The following is an 18,951-nucleotide window of genomic DNA, read 5'->3' as shown; positions in this document are numbered from 1 at the left end:
CGAGTGTCGGCACCCGCGATTACCATCGCAGCGTGTCGTCCGCCCTCCCCGCTCCCGTGCCGTTCCTGGCCACGGTCTACGCGCCGGCCGTGCCGGTGAGCCTCGCGCTCACCCTGCGCACGCTGCTGCGCGGCTCGGGCGACCCCACGATGCTGATCGACGCGACCGGCTTCTGGCGCGCCTTCCGCACTCCGCTCGGCCCCGGCACGCTCCACCTGCGCCAGGCCGCCGACGGCGCCGTGCACGCGCGGGCCTGGGGCGAGGGCGCGGAGTGGCTGATCGATCACGTGCCCGAGCTGCTCGGCCACGGCGACGACTGGAGCGCGCTCGATCTCTCCGCGCACGGTCCGCTGGCCGAGGTGCTGCGCCGCTCGGCCGGGCTGCGGCTGACCCGGGCCAACCTCGTCTTCGAGATGCTGGCGCCGTCGATCCTGGAGCAGAAGGTCACCAGCACGGAGGCGTGGCGCGCCTACCGCGCGCTCGTCCGGCTGCACGGCGAGCCGGCTCCGGGGCCGGTGCCGCTGCACGTGGCGCCGTCGGCCGAGCAGTGGCGGCGGGTCCCGTCCTGGGACTGGCACCGGGCCGGCGTGGACCCGCGGCGCTCGCGCACCGTGCTCACGGCCGCGCTGGTGGCGAAGGGGCTCGAGCGCACGCTGGCCCTCGGTCGCGGCGGCGAGGTCGTGGCCGCGCGGCTGCAGTCGGTGCCCGGCATCGGGCCGTGGACGGCCTCCGAGGTGATGATGCGCGCCCACGGCGACCCGGACGCGGTGAGCGTGGGCGACTACCACCTGGCCGCCGCGGTCGGCTTCGCGCTGACGGGGCGCCTCGGCGTCGACGACGACGGCATGCTCGAGCTGCTCGAGCCGTGGCGCGGGCACCGGCAGCGGATCATCCGCCTGATCGGGACGAGCGGCGCCCGGAAGCCCCGGCACGGTCCGCGGATGACGATCCAGGACCACCGGCACCACTGAGCCGCCGCCGGCTCCGAGGAGGCCGGTCTCAGGCGCCGAGCGCCTCCAGCACCGCCATCGCCGCGTTGTGGCCGCCGATCCCCGAGACGCCGCCGCCCCGGCGCGCCCCTGCGCCGCAGAGCAGCACCCGCGGGTGCTCGGTGGCGACGCCCCAGCGCTGGGCCGGGGTGTCCAGCGGCTCGTCGTCCTCCGCGAACGGCCAGGACAGCGGCCCGTGGAAGATGTGGCCGCCGGGCAGGCCGAGGCTCTCCTCCAGGTCGCGGGTCGTCCGCGTCTCGACGCAGGGCTTCCCGTCGGCGTCGGCGAGCAGCAGGTCGCGGATCGGCTCCGCGAGCACCGAGTCGATCGAGTCGAGGACCGCTGCCTCGAGCTCCTCGCGCGTCGGAGCACCGTCGCCGGTCAGCAGCCGGTCGGGGGTGTGCAGGGCGAAGACGGTGAGGGTGTGCGCGCCGGTCGCGGCGAGCTCGGGCGAGAGGATCGTCGGGTCGGTCAGCGAGTGGCAGTAGATCTCGCAGGGGATCGGCGAGGGGAGGCGGCCCTGCTCGGCCGCGCTGCGGGCGTCCTCGAGCTGCCGGTAGCCCTCGTTGACGTGGAAGGTCCCGCCGAAGGCCGCCTCCGGGGCGACGCTCTCGTCGAGCAGACGCGGCAGGCGGCGCAGCACGAGGTTCACCTTCACCTGGGCGCCCTCGGGGCGGACGACGGGGCCGCCGCCGCCGAGCAGCCGGTCGAGGACGAACGGGGCGACGTTCGAGAGCACGAACCGCGCCCGCACCCGGCGGCTCCGCGGCCCGCGGCGGTAGACGACGTCGCCCGCGGGGTCGACGCCCGTCACCTCGGCGCCGGTGAGGATGCGCGCGCCGGCGTTCCGGGCCGCCCGCTCGAGCGCGCCCGAGACGCTGCCCATGCCGCCGACCGGGACGTCCCAGTCGCCGGTGCCACCGCCGATCACGTGGTAGAGCAGGCAGCGGTTCTGCGCGAGGTCGGCGTCCGCGGCCCCGGCGAAGGTCCCGATCAGCGCGTCGGTGAGCAGGACGCCGCGGGCCGCGTCGCCGGCGATGTCCCGCTCGATCACCTCGCCGATCGGGCGCTCGATCATCGCCCGCCAGATCGCGTCCTCGCCGACCAGCCGCCGCGCCTCCTCGCGGCGCAGCAGCGGCTGGGTGAGCGTCGGCCAGAGCGCGCGCGCCAGCCGGGAGGTGTGCCGGGAGAAGTCGGCGAAGGTCTCGGCGTCCTCCGGCGTGCCCATCCGCGCGAAGGACTCGGCGGTCGCCGCGGCGTCGCCGGTGTCGACGAGCAGCCCGCGCGTCGGATCGCCGGGGTCGGGTGTGTAGGAGGAGTAGCGGCGGCGCACGAGCGGCACGTCGACCCGCAGATCGGCGAGGATCGACGGCGGCAGCAGGCTGACGAGGTAGGAGTAGCGGCTGAGCCGCGCCTCGACGCCGCGGAACGGGTACTCCGAGACGGTCGCGCCGCCGGCGTGCGCGCCGCGCTCGAGGACGAGGACGTCGAGCCCGGCCTGCGCGAGGTAGGCCGCGGCGACCAGGCCGTTGTGGCCGGCGCCGACGATCACGACGTCGACCGAGGGATCGACCGCGGCGGGGGTGTCGGAGCGCAGCGGGCCGGGCGCGGTGCCGCTGCGCTCGGAGACGTCTCGGGGGCGGTGCCTGTCGCGTCGGGCCATGGTCCCCAGTCTGGCGTCAGCCCTCGTCGCTGCGCAGCGCCTCGGTGACGAACTCGCGCAGGGAGAAGAGGATCTCCTCGCTGGAGCGGCCGCTGGCCTCGACGAGTCGGCCGGTCAGCCAAGTGAGGCAGATCACCGCCGCGCCCGCGACGTCGGAGGAGGTGGGGACGACGATGCCGTCCTCGTCGAGCACGCCGTGCTCGATCGGGCTCAGCGCGCGCTCGAGCACGGCGCGGTTGAAGGTGCCGGTCGCCTCGCCGTCGTAGGAGGCGGAGCTGTCGATCAGGGCCTGCGCGGCGATCATCGCGGCGCGGGGGATGGGCAGCGGATCCATCGGGTCTCCGATCGGGAGCGGGACTGTCGGGTGCGCCCCATGGTGCTCCTCCGCCGGGCCCGCGTCCATCGCCCCTTCGCGGGCGTCGTCCACAGCCGCAGTTCCCTGTCGAGTGTCCACAGACGGGGCGACACGACCCGCCGCCGCGCCGCCTCGGGCATAGCCTCGGGGGATGGAGAAGTCGACGTCCTCAGCCGTGCCCGGGAACGACCCGGAGCAGGAGGAGACGAGCGACGCACAGGACGAGACGATCGAGCCGGACGAGAAGATCGACCGCCACGCCCTGAGCGACACCGGCCAGTACCAGACGGGCGTGGCGCTCCGGCTGCCCCGGCAGAAGCCCGAGTTCGACACCGAGGCGCCGGTCCTCGCCCGCGTCGAGGCGCTGGTGCGCCGCTGGCTGTTGCGCAGCCGCGCCTTCCCGGTCGATCCCGCGGCGCAGCGCCTCGCCGGCGTGCTGCAGGACCCGAACGGCCTCGACTTCACCGTCGGCTTCGTCGACGGGGTCGCCCGCCCGGAGGACCCGGTCGTCGCGGCCGAGAACCTCGCCGCGCTGACCGCGAAGACCCCGGCGTTCCTCCCCTCCTACCTGCGTGCGGCGGTCGCGACCGGCGGCGCCGTCGGTCCGGTGCTGCCGTGGATCGTCGTCCCGGCGGCGCGCCAGGTGCTGCGCCGGATGGTCGGCCACCTCGTCGTCGACGCGTCCGACGCCCGGCTTGGCGCGGCGATCCGCCGGCTGCGCGAGGGCGGCGACCGCCTCAACCTCAACCTGCTCGGCGAGGCCGTGCTCGGCGAGCGCGAGGCCGACCGGCGCCTGGCGGGCACCCTGCGCCTGCTCGAGCGCCCCGACGTCGACTACGTGAGCATCAAGGTCTCGAGTATCGCCAGCCAGCTCTCGATGTGGGCGTTCGACGAGGCCGTGGACCGCGTCGTCGAGCGGCTCACCCCGCTCTACCAGCTGGCCGCGGCGAGCCCGGAGCCGAAGTTCATCAACCTCGACATGGAGGAGTACAGGGACCTCGACCTCACGGTCGCGGTGTTCCGCCGCCTCCTCGAGCAGCCGGGGATGCAGCAGCTCGAGGCGGGCATCGTCCTGCAGGCGTACCTGCCCGACGCCCTCGGCGTGCTGATGTCGCTGACGGAGTGGGCGACCGAGCGGCGGCGGCTCGGCGGCGCTCCGATCAAGGTCCGCGTCGTGAAGGGCGCGAACCTCGCGATGGAGCGGGTGGACGCGGCGCTCCACGACTGGCCGCTCGCGACGGTCGGCAGCAAGGCCGAGGCCGACACCAACTACAAGCGGCTGCTGGACTACGCGCTGCGCCCTGAGCGCGCGGACGCGGTGCGGATCGGCGTGGCCGGCCACAACCTCTTCGACATCGCCTGGGCGTGGATCACCGCGAACGAGCGCGGCGTCGCCGACGCGGTGGACTTCGAGATGCTGCTCGGCATGGCGACCGGGCAGGCGCGCGCCGTCCGCGAGGACGTGGGCCGGCTCCTGCTCTACACGCCGGTCGTGCACCCGCACGAGTTCGACGTCGCGATCTCGTACCTGATCCGCCGGCTGGAGGAGAACTCGAGCCCCGAGAACTTCCTCTCGGCCGTCTTCGAGCTCGAGGACGAGAGCGTGCTCCGGCGCGAGCTCGGCCGGTTCCGCGCGTCGCTCGAGGCGCTCGACGACGCGGTGCCGACCCCGAACCGCACGCAGGACCGCCTGCGCGAGTGGGCGTCGGGCTCGGGCCTGCGTCTCGTGCGGGAGCACGCCGGCGCGGGCGCCCGGGTGCAGGACCCGGCCGCCGAGGGCCTCACCGAGGCGGTGCTGGGCCTGCGCCGCGGCTCCGGAGCGACGGCGGCGACGAGCGCGTTCCGCAACGAGCCCGACACCGACCCCGCCTTGCCGGGCAACCGCCGCTGGGCGCGGCTGATCACCGACCGCATCGCGCGGTCGACCATCGGCGCCCTCGCGGCCGACCGCGCCCGGATCACCGACGCGGCCGAGCTGCAGGAGCTGCTGCGCAGAGTCGCCCTCCGGGCGGAGCGCTGGGGCGAGCGCCTCGGCTACGACCGCGCCGCGATCCTCGACCGGGCGGGGCTCGCGCTCGCCGCCAACCGCGACCGGCTGATCGAGGTGATGGCGTCGGAGACCGGCAAGACGGTCGCCGAGGCCGACCCCGAGGTGTCCGAGGCGATCGACTTCGCCCACTACTACGCCACCCGCGCCCGCGAGCTGGACGCCGTCGGCGGCGCCACCTTCGTGCCCGAGCGCGTCACCGTGGTCGCGCCGCCGTGGAACTTCCCGGTCGCCATCCCGGCCGGCTCGATCCTCGCGGCGCTCGCCGCGGGGTCGGGAGTCGTCGTCAAGCCGGCACCGCAGGCCCGGCGCTCGGCGGCGGTGCTCGTCGAGGCGCTCTGGGACGCCGGGATCCCGCAGGACCTCGTCGCGCTCGTCGACCTCGACGAGGAGACGCTCGGCCGCGCCCTGATCACCGACTCGCTGGTCGACAGGGTGCTGCTCACCGGCTCCTACGAGACCGCGAAGCTCTTCCGCTCCTGGCGGCCCGACCTGCCGCTGCTCGCCGAGACCAGCGGCAAGAACGCGATCGTCGTCACCCCGCACGCGGACTACGACCTCGCCGTCGCCGACATCGTGCGGAGCGCGTTCGGGCACGCCGGGCAGAAGTGCTCGGCCGCCTCGCTCGTGATCCTCGTCGGCTCGGTCGCCCGCTCGAAGCGGTTCCGCGCGCAGCTGGTCGACGCCGTCACCTCGCTCCGGGTCGGCTGGCCGAGCGACCCCGCCGCCGCGATGGGCCCGCTGATCGAGAAGCCGACCGGCAAGCTCGCGCACGCGCTGACCACCCTCGGCGCCGGGGAGTCCTGGCTCGTCGAGCCGAAGAGCCTCGACGACACCGGCCGGCTGTGGTCGCCGGGCGTGCGCGAGGGCGTGACCGAGGACAGCTACGCCCACCTGACCGAGTTCTTCGGCCCGGTGCTCGGGATCATGCACGCGGCGACCCTCGAGGACGCGATCCGCCTGCAGAACGCCACCGACTACGGGCTCACCGCCGGGCTGCACTCGCTGCACTCGGACGAGCTCGCCCTCTGGCTCGACTCGGTCGAGGCCGGCAACCTCTACGTCAACCGCGGCATCACCGGGGCGATCGTGCGCCGCCAGCCGTTCGGCGGCTGGAAGCGCTCGTCGGTCGGCGGCGGGGCGAAGGCCGGCGGCCCGAACCACCTGATCGGGCTCGGCTCGTGGAAGCCCTCGCCGGCCCGACCGTCGACGACGCTGCACCTGCGCGGGCTGGACGACCGCGCCCGGCAGTTCATCGAGGCCGCGCAGTCCTCGCTGCAGTTCGAGCAGTTCGACCTGCTGCGCCGCTCGGCGCTCTCGGACCAGCTCGCCTGGGCGACCGAGTTCGGCGTCGTCACCGACATCTCGAAGGTCGGCGTCGAGCGCAACCTGTTCCGCTACCTGCGCGTGCCGGTCGCCGTGCGGCTCGCCGACGGCGGCGACCTCGGCGAGCTCCTGCGCGTCATCGCCGCGGGGCTGCTCGTGCGGGCGCGGCTCGACGTCTCGACGTCGATCCCGCTGCCGCCCAAGGTGGCCGGGATGCTCGCCGGAGACGAGCTGCTCGAGATGGCGGGCCTGGCGCCGAAGGTGGTCGTGGAGTCGGATGCGCAGTGGCTCGCCCGCGCCGCGGCCGGCCGGATCACCGCGTCGCGCATCCGGATCGTCGGCGACATCGTCTCGGACCGGGTGGACGCCTTCGGCGGACCGCAGGGCGGCACCGCGCCCTCCCTCGGCCCGGACGCCTCGGCCGAGGTGCTGCAGGTCGCCCGCGACTCCACCCGCTCGTTCACCGACGTGGTCAGCGGGATGACCCGCGGCAGCACCGGCAAGCCCGTTCCGCTGGTGCGCGCGGACGGCTCGCGGGTGCCGCTCGCGACGGCGCTCGCCGAGGCGCTCGGCGGCTCGCCGGACGTGGCGATCTACGCCGACCCCGTCACTCCGGCCGGCCGGGTCGAGCTGCTGCCGTTCCTCCGCGAGCAGTCCATCTCGATCACGAACCACCGCTTCGGCGCGCCGATCGACCTCTCCGACGACGTGCTGTGACGTCTTCCGAGCCGCCCCCTGTGCGGCTCGGCGCGGTCGGCTCGCGGAGTGGGCGCGTTCCGCAGAGCGGGGTGCGTGCGGCTTCGTGGAGTCGCTGGCACGCGAATCCGCGGATCGCCTCGTGAGTGGGCGCCGATTCGGAGGCGGGACGTCGCAAGGTCCTGCTCGCTTGCTTACTTGTCGCGGCAACAAAGGGCTAGGCTGGGGGGATGGACGCCGGGGGAGTGGAAGCAGCGGGTGCTGACGGCACGCGCTGGCTCACGCAGGAGCAGCTCTCCGCGTGGCTGCGGTTCGTCGCGGTGGTCGAGCTGCTGCCCGGCGCGCTCGACACGCAGCTGCAGCGCGACGCGGGCCTGACCCACTTCGAGTACATGACCCTCGCGATGCTCTCCGAGGCGCCCGAGCGCGCGCTGCGGATGACGACGCTGGCCGCCCGCACGAACGCGACCCTCCCGCGGCTCTCGCACGTCGTCACCCGGCTGGCCGCCCGCGGCTACCTCGAGCGCCGGCCGTGCCCGACCGACGGGCGCGCGACCAACGCCGTCCTCACCGACGCCGGCCTGCAGAAGATCGTCGACACGGCGCCCGGCCACGTCGCCACGGTGCTCGCCGACGTGATCGACCCGCTCGACGCCGAGCAGATCCCGCAGCTCGCGGACATCATGACGCGGATGCTGACGCGCCTCGATCCGGAGGGCCGGATGACCGTCGACGCCGTCCGCTCGGCCCTCGGCGATCCCGCCCGGCCCGATCGCGACGACCCCGCCGACCGCGACTGCTGAGCCTCTGGTGGGCGGAACCGCCGCGTGCCATCCTCGACCCGTGCGCTACGCGACGACGCTCCTTCAGATCGGGAACAACACCGGCATCGAGGTGCCGCCCGAGGTGCTCGACGCCCTCGGCGGCGGCAAGCGGCCGGCGGTGAGCGTCGTCGTCAGCGGCTACGCGTTCCGGGGCACGGTCGGCGCGATGGGCGGCCGCGCGCTGATCTCCTTCTCGTCCGACAAGCGCGCCGCGACGGGCCTCGCCGGCGGCGACCCGATCGAGGTCGACCTCGAGCTCGACACCGCACCGCGCACCGTCGCCGTCCCGGAGGACCTCGCCGCCGCCCTCGACGCGGCCGGGGCCACCGCCGCCTTCGACGCGCTCTCGCCGAGCGCGCGGAAGGCCCACGTCACCGCCGTCGAGGGCGCCAAGGCCGCCGAGACGCGCGCCCGCCGCGTCGCCACGGTGGTGGCGAAGCTCGGCGGCTGACACCGGCGGATCTCGATACGCCCGCTGCGCGGGCTCCTCGATCAGCAGGACGGCGGGGCGTATCGAGACTCGCCCCCGGAGTAGTCACAGCGGCTGACGCGCGGCCCGGCGACTGCTCGATAGGCTGCCGAGCGGTGCGCCACGGGGGAGTGCCGCGGGCGCACGAGCGCCGGAGTCGGGGGACAGACATGGGTGCGGTTCGACGATGGGTGTTCCCGATCCTGTGGCTGGTGGTGATCGGCGCGGTCGCGGTCGCGCTGGTGAAGATCGCCTTCTTCCCGGACGGGTCCGCCGAGGCCGATCCGACCGTTCCCACGGGTGAGCTGACGGAGCCGACCGTCGTCGTCGGCCGGGGCACCGTCACCAATGACCTCACCCTGCAGGGCACCGTCGCCGCCGACCCGGCCGTGCCCGTCAAGGCGACCGCCGTCGGCACCGTCGACGACGTGTACATCACCCAGGGCGCCACCGTCGCCTCGGGCGACCTGATCTACGACATCCGCGTCGAGACCGTGCGCGAGCCGGTCGAGACCACCGGCCCCGACGGCCTCGTCACCGTCACCCAGCCGCCGCCCTCGGTCCGCTTCGAGCGCGTCTACGCCCCGGCGGCCGGCGTGCTCAGCGCCCTCGGCGTCATCCACGACCAGGCCGTCGCGGTCGGCGAGGTCACCGGCCAGGTCGCCCCGCCGACCTACGCCGTCACCGGCTCGATCGACGCCGAGCAGCTGTACCGGATCCAGAACCGGCCGACCGAGGCGCAGATCGCCGTCACCGGCGGCCCGGCCGCCTTCACCTGCACCGGGCTCACCATCACCACGCCGCTCGCGGGCGAGGGCGAGACGCCGACGGGCGAGACCGGCGGCACGGGCGCGACCGGCGGCTCCGGCACCAGCTTCCGCTGCCAGGTCCCCGGCGAGGTGACCGTGTTCCCCGGCCTCGCCGCCACTGTCACCCTCGCGGGCGGCCTCGCCGAGAACGTGCTCGTCGTGCCGACCACGGCGGTCGAGGGCACCGCCGAGTCGGGCGTCGTCTACCGCCTCGCCGAGGACGGCTCGACCGAGGAGGTCCCCGTGACCCTCGGTCTCACCGACGGCGTCAGCATCGAGGTCACCGGAGGCGTCGACGAGGGCGCCGAGCTGCTGCAGTTCGTCCCCGGCGCGGCCGCGGGCGAGGGCGAGCAGCTCGAGGGGAACTGCGTGCAGAACGCCGACGGCTCGGTCTACTGCTCGTGACGGACGGACTCGTGACGGACGGGAAGCGCACGATCCTGCGGCTCGAGGGGATCCGCAAGGTCGTCCCGCTGCCCGACGCGCCTCCGCTGACCATCCTCGACGGCGTCGATCTCGAGGTCGGCGAGGGCGATCACGTCTCGGTCGTCGGGCGCAGCGGCTCCGGCAAGTCGACGCTCCTCAACATCCTCGGCCTGATCGACGAGCCGACCGAGGGGCGCATGCTGCTCGAGGGGAAGCCGACCGAGACGCTCTCCTCTCGGGCCCGGGCGCGGATCCGCGGCGGCAGCATCGGCTTCATCTTCCAGCAGTTCAATCTGCTCGAGGGCCGGACGGCCCGCGAGAACGTGATGACGCCGCTGCTCTACGCCACCGGCAGCGAGTTCTGGCGCCGCGCGGCGCTGGCCGCCGAGATGCTGGAGCGGGTCGGGCTCGGGCACCGGGTCGACTCGATGCCCGGCCGGATGTCCGGCGGCGAGCAGCAGCGGATCGCGATCGCGCGCGCCCTGGTGCGCCGCCCGCGGCTGATCCTCGCCGACGAGCCGACCGGCGCGCTCGACACCGACACGGGGGAGAGCGTGATGAGCCTGCTCGACGAGATCGCCCAGGAGTCCGGCTCGGCCCTGGTCACGATCACCCACGACCCGGCCATCGCGGCCAGGGCCGAGCGGCACTACCGGCTCGACCACGGCAGGCTCAGCGCCTCGACGTCCGCGACCGCCGCCCCCGCGACGAGCTCGGGGCGGCACTGATGGGCGGCCTCACCGGCGTCGTCGGCGCCATCGTCGAGGCGTGGACCGAGCTGCGCATCCACCGCGGCCGCGTGCTGCTCTCGCTGATCGGCGTGGCGGTGGCCGTCGCGGCCCTCACCGGCGTCGTCGCCGCGGGCGGGATCGCGCGCCAGGCGAACATCGAGGTGTCGGAGCGCAGCAGCGGCCGACCCGCCAGCCTCTTCCTCAGCGCGTACACGACCGGCCCCGAGGGCGTCGTCGACCCCGTCGTGATGCAGGCCGCGTGGGAGAAGGTGCTCGAGCGCTACCGCATCGACTACGCGAGCCGCACGACCTACGGCGGCACCCGCGTGCAGTTCGCGGACGGCGCCGTCGACGTCGGGATCACCGCCGTCGACCAGCCCTACGCCGAGATGCACCGGGTGGAGCTGGCGAGCGGCACCTGGTTCGCCGAGGGCGACGAGCGCCGTCTCGCTCCCGCGCTCGTGATCAACGAGGTCTTCTGGGAGCGCCTCGGGCGCCCGGATCTGCGCACCCACCCGACGGCGACGCTCCTCGGCGGGGAGCACGACACCACTGCCGTCGTGATCGGGGTGACGCCGTCCAACCAGTACGACACGACTCCGAGCGCGATGATGCTCGTCGACGCCTACTCGGCCGTCGCGCCCGAGGCGGACCCCGCGTTCGGCGGCCCGCAGCTGCCGAACTACGAGATGTGGGTGCCGCTCGAGATCGCGGACCCGCTGATCGAGGCCGTCAAGCGCGACGTGACGGCGGCGCTCGGCCCGGGCTTCGAGGCCGACGTCTACCGGCAGGACTACCTGAGCTACGACTCCGACCCCTTCGCGGTGCTCACCTGGGTGATCGGCGGTGTCGCCGGGCTCGTGCTGGCGCTCGGTGCGCTCGGGCTGCTCAACATCGCGCTCGTCACCGTGCGGCAGCGGATCCGCGAGATCGGCATCCGGCGCAGCTTCGGCGCCTCCTCGGGGCGGATCTTCTTCTCGATCATGATGGAGAGCGTCGTGGCGACGGTCGTCGCGGGCGTGGTCGGCGTGACGATCGCGGTGATCCTGGTGACGAACCCGTGGACCGTCGCCTTCGTCGAGGAGAACGGGATCAGCGACATCCCGCCGTTCCCGGTCGAGGCGGCGCTGCTCGGGCTCGGCGCGGCGACGCTGGTCGGCGCGCTCGCCGGGCTCGTGCCGGCGATCGTCGCGGTCCGGGTGAAGGTGATCGACGCGATCCGGTACTGAGGGCGCGGCTCAGGGCAGAGTCAGCACGAGCTCGTCGCCGTCGACGTCGACGCTCGCGTCGGAGTAGTGCGGGATGCGCGGCAGCCCGCGGGTGGTCTCGGACTCGTGCGCTCCGACGACGACGACGCGCATGCCGGCGGCGAGGCCCGCGAGGATCCCGGCCTCCGCGTCCTCGAAGACGACCGCGTCGGCCGGGTCGACGCCGAGGAGCCCGGCGGCCGCGAGATAGCCGTCGGGCGCGGGCTTGCCGTGCACGACGTCGTCGGCGGTGACGACGGCAGCGGGGGAGGGGACGCCCGCGGCAGCGAGGCGACCGGCGGCCAGCGCCGGACTCGCGGAGGTGACCAGCGCCACGCGGTCGCGGGGGATCGCCGCCAGGAAGTCGACGGCGCCCGGGATCTCGACGGTGCCCTCCGTGTGCTCGAGCTCGTAGGCGTTCAGCTCGCCGACGATCCCCGCCACGTCGCTGCCCGCGGGGGCGAAGCGGCGCACGCTGTCCTCCGCACGGACCCCGTGCACGGCGCCGAGGACCAGGCTCGCGTCGAGTCCGAAGCGCTCGGCGAAGGAGCGCCAGATCGTCTCCACCACCGCGGTCGAGTCGACGAGGGTGCCGTCCATGTCGAAGAGCAGGGCGCGGGCGCGGAGGGTGTGCGGCATGCGTCCATCCTGGCGGAGGCCCGTGCACGGCGTCCGCTCAGGCGGAGGAGAGGTCGCGGCAAGGCCGCGCCCAGGTGCGACCGGGGATCGCGGCGATACGCTCGACTCCGATGGCGGGCAGAGCGCCCGAAGGGGAGCGGAGGACGCGATGACGGACGACCAGGCCGGCAACGAGCACGGCGGCGACGACCGGAACGGCGAGCAGGAGCGGGGCACGTCCTCGGGTCCGCGCGCGGGCTGGTACCCGGACCCCGCCGGCTCGCCGCGACAGCGCTGGTGGGACGGCCAGGGCTGGACCGACTCGCTGCGCGACGCCCCGCAGAGCGCGGCCCCACAGGCTCCTGCCGCCCCGACCGCTCCCGCCGCGCAGAGCACCCCGCAGCCTCCCGCGGCGCCGCAGCCGCCGATCGTGCCGCCCGTCTCCGGCCCCGCCTACGGCGAGACCTCGAGCGGCCAGGCCACGAGCTACGGCCAGTCCGCGTCCGGGCAGTCCGCTCCCGAGCGCGAGATCCCGCAGCAGCCGCGGTACGGCGAGCAGACGTCGCAGCAGCCGTACGCTCAGCAGCCCCCGTACAGCGGACAGCCGAAGTACAGCCAGCAGCCGCAGCAGGAGTACAGCCAGCAGTACCCGCAGCAGTACGGCCAGCAGTACGGCCAGCAGCCCGCCTCCGCCGGCCGCCCCGCGCCGCAGCCGCGCGACCCGAGCATCGTCACCAGCACCCCGTGGATCTGGGTCGTCGTGCTCCTGCCGCTGCTGTCCGCGCTGTCGATCTTCCTGCTCCCGCCGGACGCGATCGCCGCCTCGGCCGTCTCGTCGACCTACGGTCCGCGCGCCACGATGGGCATGTCGACCGCCTACCTCGTCGGCCTCGGCGCCGTGCAGGTCGTCGGCTTCCTGATCTACGCCGCCGAGGTCGTCTTCGCGTTCCTCGACTACCGCCAGCTGAAGAAGGCCGGCGTGCAGCGCCCGTTCCACTGGGCCTGGGCGTTCCTCGCCGCTCCCTACGTCTACGTGATCGGGCGCAGCGTCGTCGTGAAGCGCGTGACCGGCGGCGGCCTGCTCCCGCTGTGGATCTTCCTCGGCGTCGTGGCGGTGTCCTTCATCATCGCGATCGGCTGGACCGCCACGCTGTTCTCGGAGATGATGCAGACGTTCCCGTCCGCGGGACTCTGATCCGCCGAGAGCCCCGAGCCGACCGAGGGAGCCCCACTGTGATCAACGGCGACGTGTCGTTCTGGTGGGCCTCCCTCGGTCGTTCCACGCCCCGTCCGGCGCTTCCCGGCCCGCTCGACGTCGACGTCTGCATCGTCGGCGCCGGCTACACCGGGCTGTGGACCGCGTACTCGCTCGCGAAGACCGACCCGTCGCTGCGGATCGCGATCCTCGAGCAGCGCTTCGCCGGCTTCGGCGCCTCGGGCCGCAACGGCGGCTGGCTGACGAACGAGATCACCGGAGGCGTCGCCTCCTACGCCCGGACGCACGGGGCCGAGGCGGTCGACCGCTTCCAGCTCGCGATGAATCAGACGGTCGACGAGGTGATCGCGGTCGCCGCGGCCGAGGGGATCGACGCGGACATCGTCAAGGGCGGCGAGTTCCAGGTGGCGCGCGGCGAGGCGCAGCGGGCCCGCCTCCTGGCCGCCGCGGCGGCGGCCCGCGCCCGGGCGCACACCGATGTCGAGCTGCTCGATGCGCGGGAGACCGCGGCCCGGATCGCGGTCGACGGCGCCTCGGCCGGCCTCTGGCATCCGCACTGCGCGCGCCTGCACCCGGCCAAGCTCGCCGACGGACTCGCCCGCACGGTCGAGGCGCTCGGCGTGCGGATCTTCGAGGACACCCGGGTCGACGAGATCCGGCCCGGTGCGGCCGTCACGGCCCGCGGCGTCGTCCGCGCGCCGATCGTGCTGCGCGCGACCGAGGGCTTCACCGCCGCGCTCGCCGGGCACCACCGGGAGTGGCTGCCGATGAACTCGTCGCTGATCGCGACCGAGCGGCTCGCTCCGGAGGTCTGGGACGAGATCGGCTGGGCGGGCCGCGAGACGCTCGGCGACGCGGCGCACGCCTACATGTACGCGCAGCGCACGGCTGACGACCGGATCGCGATCGGCGGGCGGGGCGTGCCCTACCGCTTCGGCTCCCGGATCGACCGCGACGGGGCGACCGATCCGCGGACGGTCGGCCGGCTGCGCGAGATCCTCGAGCGGTTCTTCCCGGTGCTGCGGGGCGTCGGCATCGAGCACGTGTGGTCCGGCGTGCTCGGCGTCCCGCGCGACTGGCACGCGACCGTCGGACTCGACCGAGCCACCGGCCTCGGCTGGGCGGGCGGCTTCGTCGGCACCGGGGTCACGGCGACGAACCTGGCCGGCCGCACCCTCCGCGATCTGGTGCTCGGCGAGAGCACGCCGCTCACCGAGCTGCCGTGGGTCGGCCACCGGGTGCGCCCGTGGGAGCCGGAGCCGCTGCGCTGGCTCGCGGTCACCTCGCTCTACCGCGCCTACGGCCTGGCCGACGCGGCGGAGGCGCGGGGCCGGGCGACGACGTCACCGCTCGCGAGCCTCGCCGACGTGGTTGCCGGACGCTCGCACTGAGCGGGAGCGATCCCGCTACGCCTCGCCGCGCTGGATCAGGCGGGAGAGCACGATCGCGGAGCGGGTGTGGTCGACGTTCGGCGCGATGCGGACCTTCTCGAGGGCGAGCTCGAGGCTCGGGATGTCGCGCGAGCGGATGTGCACGATGGCGTCGGCCGAGCCGGTGACCGTGCCGGCGTCGACGACCTCGGGGACGGCCGAGAGAATGCGGCGCAGCTCGTCGGGGGCGACGGTGCCGCGGCAGAACAGCTCGACGTAGGCCTCCGTCGCCATGCCGTCGACCGCCGGGTCGACCTTGATCGTGAAGCCGCGGATGACGCCGTCGGCCACGAGCCGGTCGACGCGGCGCTTCACGGCGGACGCGGACAGCCCCACGACACCGCCGATGTCGCCGTAGCCCGCGCGGGCGTTCTGGCGCAGCAGATCGAGGATCTTCCGATCGATGTTGTCCATGCGTCGAGCCTAGGGGCGGGGTCGGAGCCGGTCGGGCACCCGCGCGATCACGGCGGGTCCGCGCCTGAGGGCGGGTGTCTCGAGACGCGCTGCGCGCTACTCGATCAGCAGGAGGCGCGGGGGAGGGAAGGGTAGCCTTGCCTTCTACCGAGCGAGGAAAGGGAGGCGCCGCATGCCCGCCTTCCTGGACGAGCTGGGGTTCGTGGAGCTGCTCGCGGCGCTGTTCGTGATCGTGCTGCTGCGGGCGCAGGCGACGTACTGGCTCGCGCGGGCGGTCGTCACCGGGGCGGCCTCGCGCCGGTGGGGGCGGTGGCTGGAGTCGCCGGCTCTGAAGCGCGCGTCGGCACTGCTCGCCCGCTACGGGGCGCCCGCGGTCACCGTGAGCTTCCTCACCGTCGGACTCCAGACCATGATCAACGCGGCGGCCGGAGCGGCCCGGATGCGGTTCGGCGTCTATCTGCTCGCGATGCTGCCGGGTTGCGCGGCCTGGGCGCTGATCTACGCGACCGTCGGCTTCGCCGTGCTCTGGGCGGTGATCGGCGCCGCGGCCGGCTCGCCGCTGGGCGTCGCGGTCCTCGTCGCGCTCGCGGCCGCGGTCGTGACGGCGGCAGTGCTGCTGCGCCGGCGCGGCATCGCCCGCTGACCGCCCCGCGGAGGGATGCGGATCACCACTGGCGGAAACACCTCGCTCGGCTATATAGTTGCACTCGGTCAATAGTTGACCGCCGTCAACTAGTACCGCCGCATCGCCACCGGTGCCGCATCGTGAACAAGGAGCCGTATGTCCCGCGCAGAGCGCACGCGCACTCGAGAAGAGCGCACCACCCCCACCGGCCCCGACGGGGCCATGTCGCACCGCCAGGTGCTCGAATCCCTCAGCGGACTGCTGCTGGGCATGTTCGTCTCGATCCTCGCGGGCACGGTCGTGTCGACCTCGCTGCCGCTGATCATCTCGGACCTCAAGGGCGACCAGAACGCCTACACCTGGGTCGTCACCGCGACGCTCCTCGCGACCACCGTCTCCACCCCGCTCTGGGGCAAGTTCGCCGATCTCTTCAACCGCAAGCTGCTCATCCAGCTCGCGCTCGCGCTGTTCGTGATCGGATCGGCCGCGGCCGGCTTCTCGCAGGACACGAACATGCTGATCGTGTTCCGCGTCTTCCAGGGCCTCGGGGCCGGCGGCCTCGCGGCGCTGAGCCAGATCATCATGGCCGACATCATCAGCCCCCGGGAGCGCGGCAAGTACGCCGGTCTCTTCGGCGGCGTGATGGCGATCGGCACGGTCGGCGGCCCGCTGCTCGGCGGCGTCGTCACCGACGCGTTCGGCTGGCGCTGGAACTTCTTCATCGCGCTGCCGGTCGCGATCGTCGCGATCATCCTGCTCCAGGTGACGCTGCGCCTCCCCGCGCACCCCAAGCGCACGGTCAAGATCGACTACCTCGGTGCGGTCCTCATCGCGGGCGGCGTCTCGCTGCTGCTGATCTGGGTCTCGCTGGCCGGCAAGAACTTCGACTGGGCCTCCTGGGAGACCGCGGTCATGGTCGGCGGCTCCGTCGTGCTGCTGGTCGCCGCGGTGATCACCGAGCTCACGGTCGCCGAGCCGATCATCCCGATGGGGATGTTCAAGAACCGCACCTTCAGCCTCGCCGTCGTGGCGAGCATCTCGGTCGGCGTCTCGATGTTCGGCGTCGCGGTGTTCCTCGCGCAGTACATGCAGCTCTCGCGCGGCGCCACGCCGACCCAGTCGGGTCTGCTGACGATCCCGATGATGGCGGGCCTGCTGATCGCGTCCACCATCTTCGGCGGGATCATCTCGCGCACCGGCAAGTGGAAGGCGATCATGGTCTCGGGCGGCGTGCTCGCGGTCGTCGGCACCTTCCTCCTCAGCACCCTGCGCTACGACACGAACCTCGTGCTGGTGGGCGTCTTCATGGCGATCCTCGGCGCGGGCCTGGGCATGCTGATGCAGAACCTGGTGCTCGTCGTGCAGAACTCGATCGACATCAAGAACCTCGGCGTCGCGACCAGCGCGGTCACCTTCTTCCGCAGCCTCGGCGGCACGGTGGGCGTCTCGGTGCTGGGCTCGATGCTCGGCACGGTGATCGCCGACCACATCAAGACCGGCATCGCCGGACTCGCGCCGGCCGACCAGGCGATCGCCGCCCAGGCGCTCGGCAGCGGCACGATCCCGCAGGTCAACACGCTCCCGGACGCCGTGCGCGTCGTGGTCGAGAGCGCCTACGGCATCGGCGTCGGCGACGTCTTCCTCTACAGCATCCCGCTCGCGGTCATCACGCTGATCGCGGTCCTGCTGCTGCCGAACGCGCCGCTGGGCACGATGAACGCCGTGCAGCGCAAGACGGAGCCCTCGGGCGTCGTCGCCGGTGCGGAGGACGCGCTGATCGCGGCCTCCGACGGCCAGGCGGGCCTGCGCCCGGTCGGGCAGACCACCCGGAGCGACGACGCCGTGCACGCCGAGGACGAGGTGCACGGCCGCCACGCCGCTCCCGTCGCCCACGCCCGGCACGCCGCGACCACCACCGGCAGCCCCGCCACCACCGGCGCTATCGACGTGGCCGAGCGCCCCTGATGACCGCCGCACCGGCCGTCCCGACCCTCGCACCGGCTAGCGCGCTGCTCCAGGTCGAGGAGCAGATCACCGCGCTCGCCGTGCAGGTCCGGACGGCCGTCCGCGACGCGGCGGCGAGCATCGACCCCGGGCTGCCGCCGTTCGGGCTGCGGCTGCTGCGGATGCTGGAGCGCTGCGGTCCCGTGCACTCCAGCGTCGCGGCCGAGCGCCTCGGCGTCGACCGCAGTGTGATCAGCCGTCAGATCCGCCAGCTCTGCGCGCTGGAGCTGGTGGAGACCGCCGCCGATCCGGCCGACGGCCGCGCCCGCTTCCTCACGCTGACCGCCGTCGGCCGCGAGCGGATGGGCGACCTGGGCGGGCAGCAGCGCCAGCGGATGCAGGAGGCGCTGAGCAGCTGGCCCGAGGCCGACCTGCTCGCCTTCGCCGGCTACCTCGAGCGGCTCACGACGGCGGGCTGACGGCCGTCGGCCCGGCGGCGGGCGATCCCACCAGCGTCGCCACGTGCACGACGAAGGCGCGGCGGCGCTCGCGAGTGCCGTCGCCCCCGCGCTGGGCGAACGGCGTCAGGTGCCAGATCTCGCAGAGCCCGAGCAGGGCGATGAAGAGGTCCTCCGCCGACCAGCTCGCGTCGACGATCCCCGCCCGCTGCCACTCGAGCACACGCGCCTCCGGCGCGGGGCGGCTGCCGAGCCGCTCGCCCGCCTCCTCCCAGACTCCGCCGCCCTCGAGCCGCGCCCAGGTGAGCAGGCGGAGGAACTCGGGGCGGTCCCAGACGTGGTCGAACATCCGGCCGGCGAGATCCGGCAGGTCGGCCGCCTCGGCGAGCAGCGTCGCGTCGAGGGCCTCGAGCGCCCCGACCACGGTCGAGACGAACAGTCCGCGCTTGCCGCCGTAGTAGGCGTAGAGCCGCTCCTTGTTGAGGCCGGCCGCCGCGGCGACCCGGTCGACGCGGGCGCCGGCGAAGCCGTGCTCGGCGAACTCGGCGGTCGCGGCGCGGAGGATGCGCTCGCGGGCGGGCATCACCGCATCCGTCTCGAGATCTTCTGCAGCCACGCTTACCTCCTCGGCGCTCGAACTGTACACTCGTCGATGCCCAACCAA

Annotated in this window: 17 protein-coding genes; 12 read left to right on the top strand and 5 right to left on the bottom strand. The window is 73.9% G+C overall.

The window, feature by feature from the left end:
* Positions 1 to 32: 32 nt before the first annotated feature.
* The gene (locus tag HRK28_RS06175; protein ID WP_367948348.1) at positions 33 to 971 is read left to right on the top strand and encodes a DNA-3-methyladenine glycosylase; all 939 of its coding nucleotides are present in this window, start codon (positions 33 to 35) and stop codon (positions 969 to 971) included.
* A gap of 28 nt (positions 972 to 999) precedes the next feature.
* Here the strand turns inward: HRK28_RS06175 and HRK28_RS06170 are convergent, their stop codons facing one another.
* A complete protein-coding gene (locus HRK28_RS06170; protein WP_173250718.1) occupies positions 1,000 to 2,652 on the bottom strand; it encodes an NAD(P)/FAD-dependent oxidoreductase in 1,653 nt (550 codons plus the stop codon).
* Between the two features lie 16 nt (positions 2,653 to 2,668).
* Positions 2,669 to 2,986: a hypothetical protein gene (locus HRK28_RS06165; protein ID WP_173250717.1), complete on the bottom strand. Its 318-nt coding sequence runs from the start codon at positions 2,984 to 2,986 to the stop codon at positions 2,669 to 2,671.
* A 172-nt stretch (positions 2,987 to 3,158) separates the two neighbouring features.
* On the opposite strand from HRK28_RS06165, the gene HRK28_RS06160 reads away from it, so the two are divergent.
* The 6 genes from HRK28_RS06160 to HRK28_RS06135 all read left to right on the top strand — a co-directional run bounded on the left by HRK28_RS06160 (position 3,159) and on the right by HRK28_RS06135 (position 11,564).
* Positions 3,159 to 7,097, top strand: a complete 3,939-nt coding sequence (locus HRK28_RS06160; protein WP_173250716.1) for a bifunctional proline dehydrogenase/L-glutamate gamma-semialdehyde dehydrogenase — start codon at positions 3,159 to 3,161, stop codon at positions 7,095 to 7,097.
* 209 nt (positions 7,098 to 7,306) lie between these two features.
* Positions 7,307 to 7,879: a MarR family winged helix-turn-helix transcriptional regulator gene (locus HRK28_RS06155; RefSeq protein ID WP_160087334.1), complete on the top strand. Its 573-nt coding sequence runs from the start codon at positions 7,307 to 7,309 to the stop codon at positions 7,877 to 7,879.
* Positions 7,880 to 7,919: 40 nt separating this feature from the next.
* Positions 7,920 to 8,351, top strand: coding sequence for a YdeI/OmpD-associated family protein (locus HRK28_RS06150; RefSeq protein ID WP_173250715.1), 432 nt, complete (start codon positions 7,920 to 7,922; stop codon positions 8,349 to 8,351).
* A gap of 209 nt (positions 8,352 to 8,560) precedes the next feature.
* On the top strand, positions 8,561 to 9,583 hold the full coding sequence (locus HRK28_RS06145; protein ID WP_160087337.1) for an efflux RND transporter periplasmic adaptor subunit: 1,023 nt from the start codon (positions 8,561 to 8,563) through the stop codon (positions 9,581 to 9,583).
* Positions 9,580 to 10,332: an ABC transporter ATP-binding protein gene (locus HRK28_RS06140; protein ID WP_367948347.1), complete on the top strand. Its 753-nt coding sequence runs from the start codon at positions 9,580 to 9,582 to the stop codon at positions 10,330 to 10,332. Before HRK28_RS06145 ends, HRK28_RS06140 begins: the two co-directional genes overlap by 4 nt.
* Positions 10,332 to 11,564 carry an ABC transporter permease gene (locus HRK28_RS06135; protein ID WP_160087339.1) on the top strand — a complete coding sequence of 411 codons (1,233 nt, stop codon included), beginning with the start codon at positions 10,332 to 10,334 and terminating at the stop codon, positions 11,562 to 11,564. Before HRK28_RS06140 ends, HRK28_RS06135 begins: the two co-directional genes overlap by 1 nt.
* Positions 11,565 to 11,573: 9 nt before the next feature.
* Here the strand turns inward: HRK28_RS06135 and HRK28_RS06130 are convergent, their stop codons facing one another.
* A complete protein-coding gene (locus tag HRK28_RS06130) occupies positions 11,574 to 12,221 on the bottom strand; it encodes an HAD-IA family hydrolase (RefSeq protein ID WP_160087340.1) in 648 nt (215 codons plus the stop codon).
* A gap of 148 nt (positions 12,222 to 12,369) precedes the next feature.
* On the opposite strand from HRK28_RS06130, the gene HRK28_RS20460 reads away from it, so the two are divergent.
* Together HRK28_RS20460 and HRK28_RS06120 are read left to right on the top strand one after the other, a co-directional pair.
* A complete protein-coding gene (locus HRK28_RS20460) occupies positions 12,370 to 13,395 on the top strand; it encodes a DUF2510 domain-containing protein (protein WP_173250713.1) in 1,026 nt (341 codons plus the stop codon).
* Positions 13,396 to 13,433: 38 nt separating this feature from the next.
* A complete protein-coding gene (locus tag HRK28_RS06120) occupies positions 13,434 to 14,807 on the top strand; it encodes an FAD-binding oxidoreductase (protein WP_173250712.1) in 1,374 nt (457 codons plus the stop codon).
* A 15-nt stretch (positions 14,808 to 14,822) separates the two neighbouring features.
* On the opposite strand, the gene HRK28_RS06115 is transcribed toward HRK28_RS06120, so the two are convergent.
* Positions 14,823 to 15,260 carry an Lrp/AsnC family transcriptional regulator gene (locus HRK28_RS06115; protein WP_055786568.1) on the bottom strand — a complete coding sequence of 146 codons (438 nt, stop codon included), beginning with the start codon at positions 15,258 to 15,260 and terminating at the stop codon, positions 14,823 to 14,825.
* Positions 15,261 to 15,432: 172 nt separating this feature from the next.
* Between HRK28_RS06115 and HRK28_RS06110 the strand changes: the two genes are divergently transcribed.
* The 3 genes from HRK28_RS06110 to HRK28_RS06100 all read left to right on the top strand — a co-directional run bounded on the left by HRK28_RS06110 (position 15,433) and on the right by HRK28_RS06100 (position 18,308).
* The gene (locus HRK28_RS06110) at positions 15,433 to 15,903 is read left to right on the top strand and encodes a DedA family protein (RefSeq protein WP_173250711.1); all 471 of its coding nucleotides are present in this window, start codon (positions 15,433 to 15,435) and stop codon (positions 15,901 to 15,903) included.
* A 204-nt stretch (positions 15,904 to 16,107) separates the two neighbouring features.
* Positions 16,108 to 17,850 carry an MDR family MFS transporter gene (locus tag HRK28_RS06105; RefSeq protein ID WP_173251002.1) on the top strand — a complete coding sequence of 581 codons (1,743 nt, stop codon included), beginning with the start codon at positions 16,108 to 16,110 and terminating at the stop codon, positions 17,848 to 17,850.
* Positions 17,850 to 18,308: a MarR family winged helix-turn-helix transcriptional regulator gene (locus tag HRK28_RS06100; RefSeq protein WP_160087344.1), complete on the top strand. Its 459-nt coding sequence runs from the start codon at positions 17,850 to 17,852 to the stop codon at positions 18,306 to 18,308. The genes HRK28_RS06105 and HRK28_RS06100 overlap by 1 nt, the downstream gene beginning before the upstream one ends.
* On the opposite strand, the gene HRK28_RS06095 is transcribed toward HRK28_RS06100, so the two are convergent.
* Positions 18,292 to 18,903, bottom strand: coding sequence for a TetR family transcriptional regulator (locus HRK28_RS06095; RefSeq protein ID WP_160087345.1), 612 nt, complete (start codon positions 18,901 to 18,903; stop codon positions 18,292 to 18,294). The genes HRK28_RS06100 and HRK28_RS06095 overlap by 17 nt on opposite strands.
* Positions 18,904 to 18,951 lie beyond the last annotated feature (48 nt).

Source organism: Rathayibacter sp. VKM Ac-2835, from assembly GCF_013266705.1.
In the GTDB taxonomy this organism is placed as follows: Bacteria; Actinomycetota; Actinomycetes; order Actinomycetales; family Microbacteriaceae; genus Rathayibacter.
This window is presented reverse-complemented; position numbering and strand designations above follow the sequence as displayed.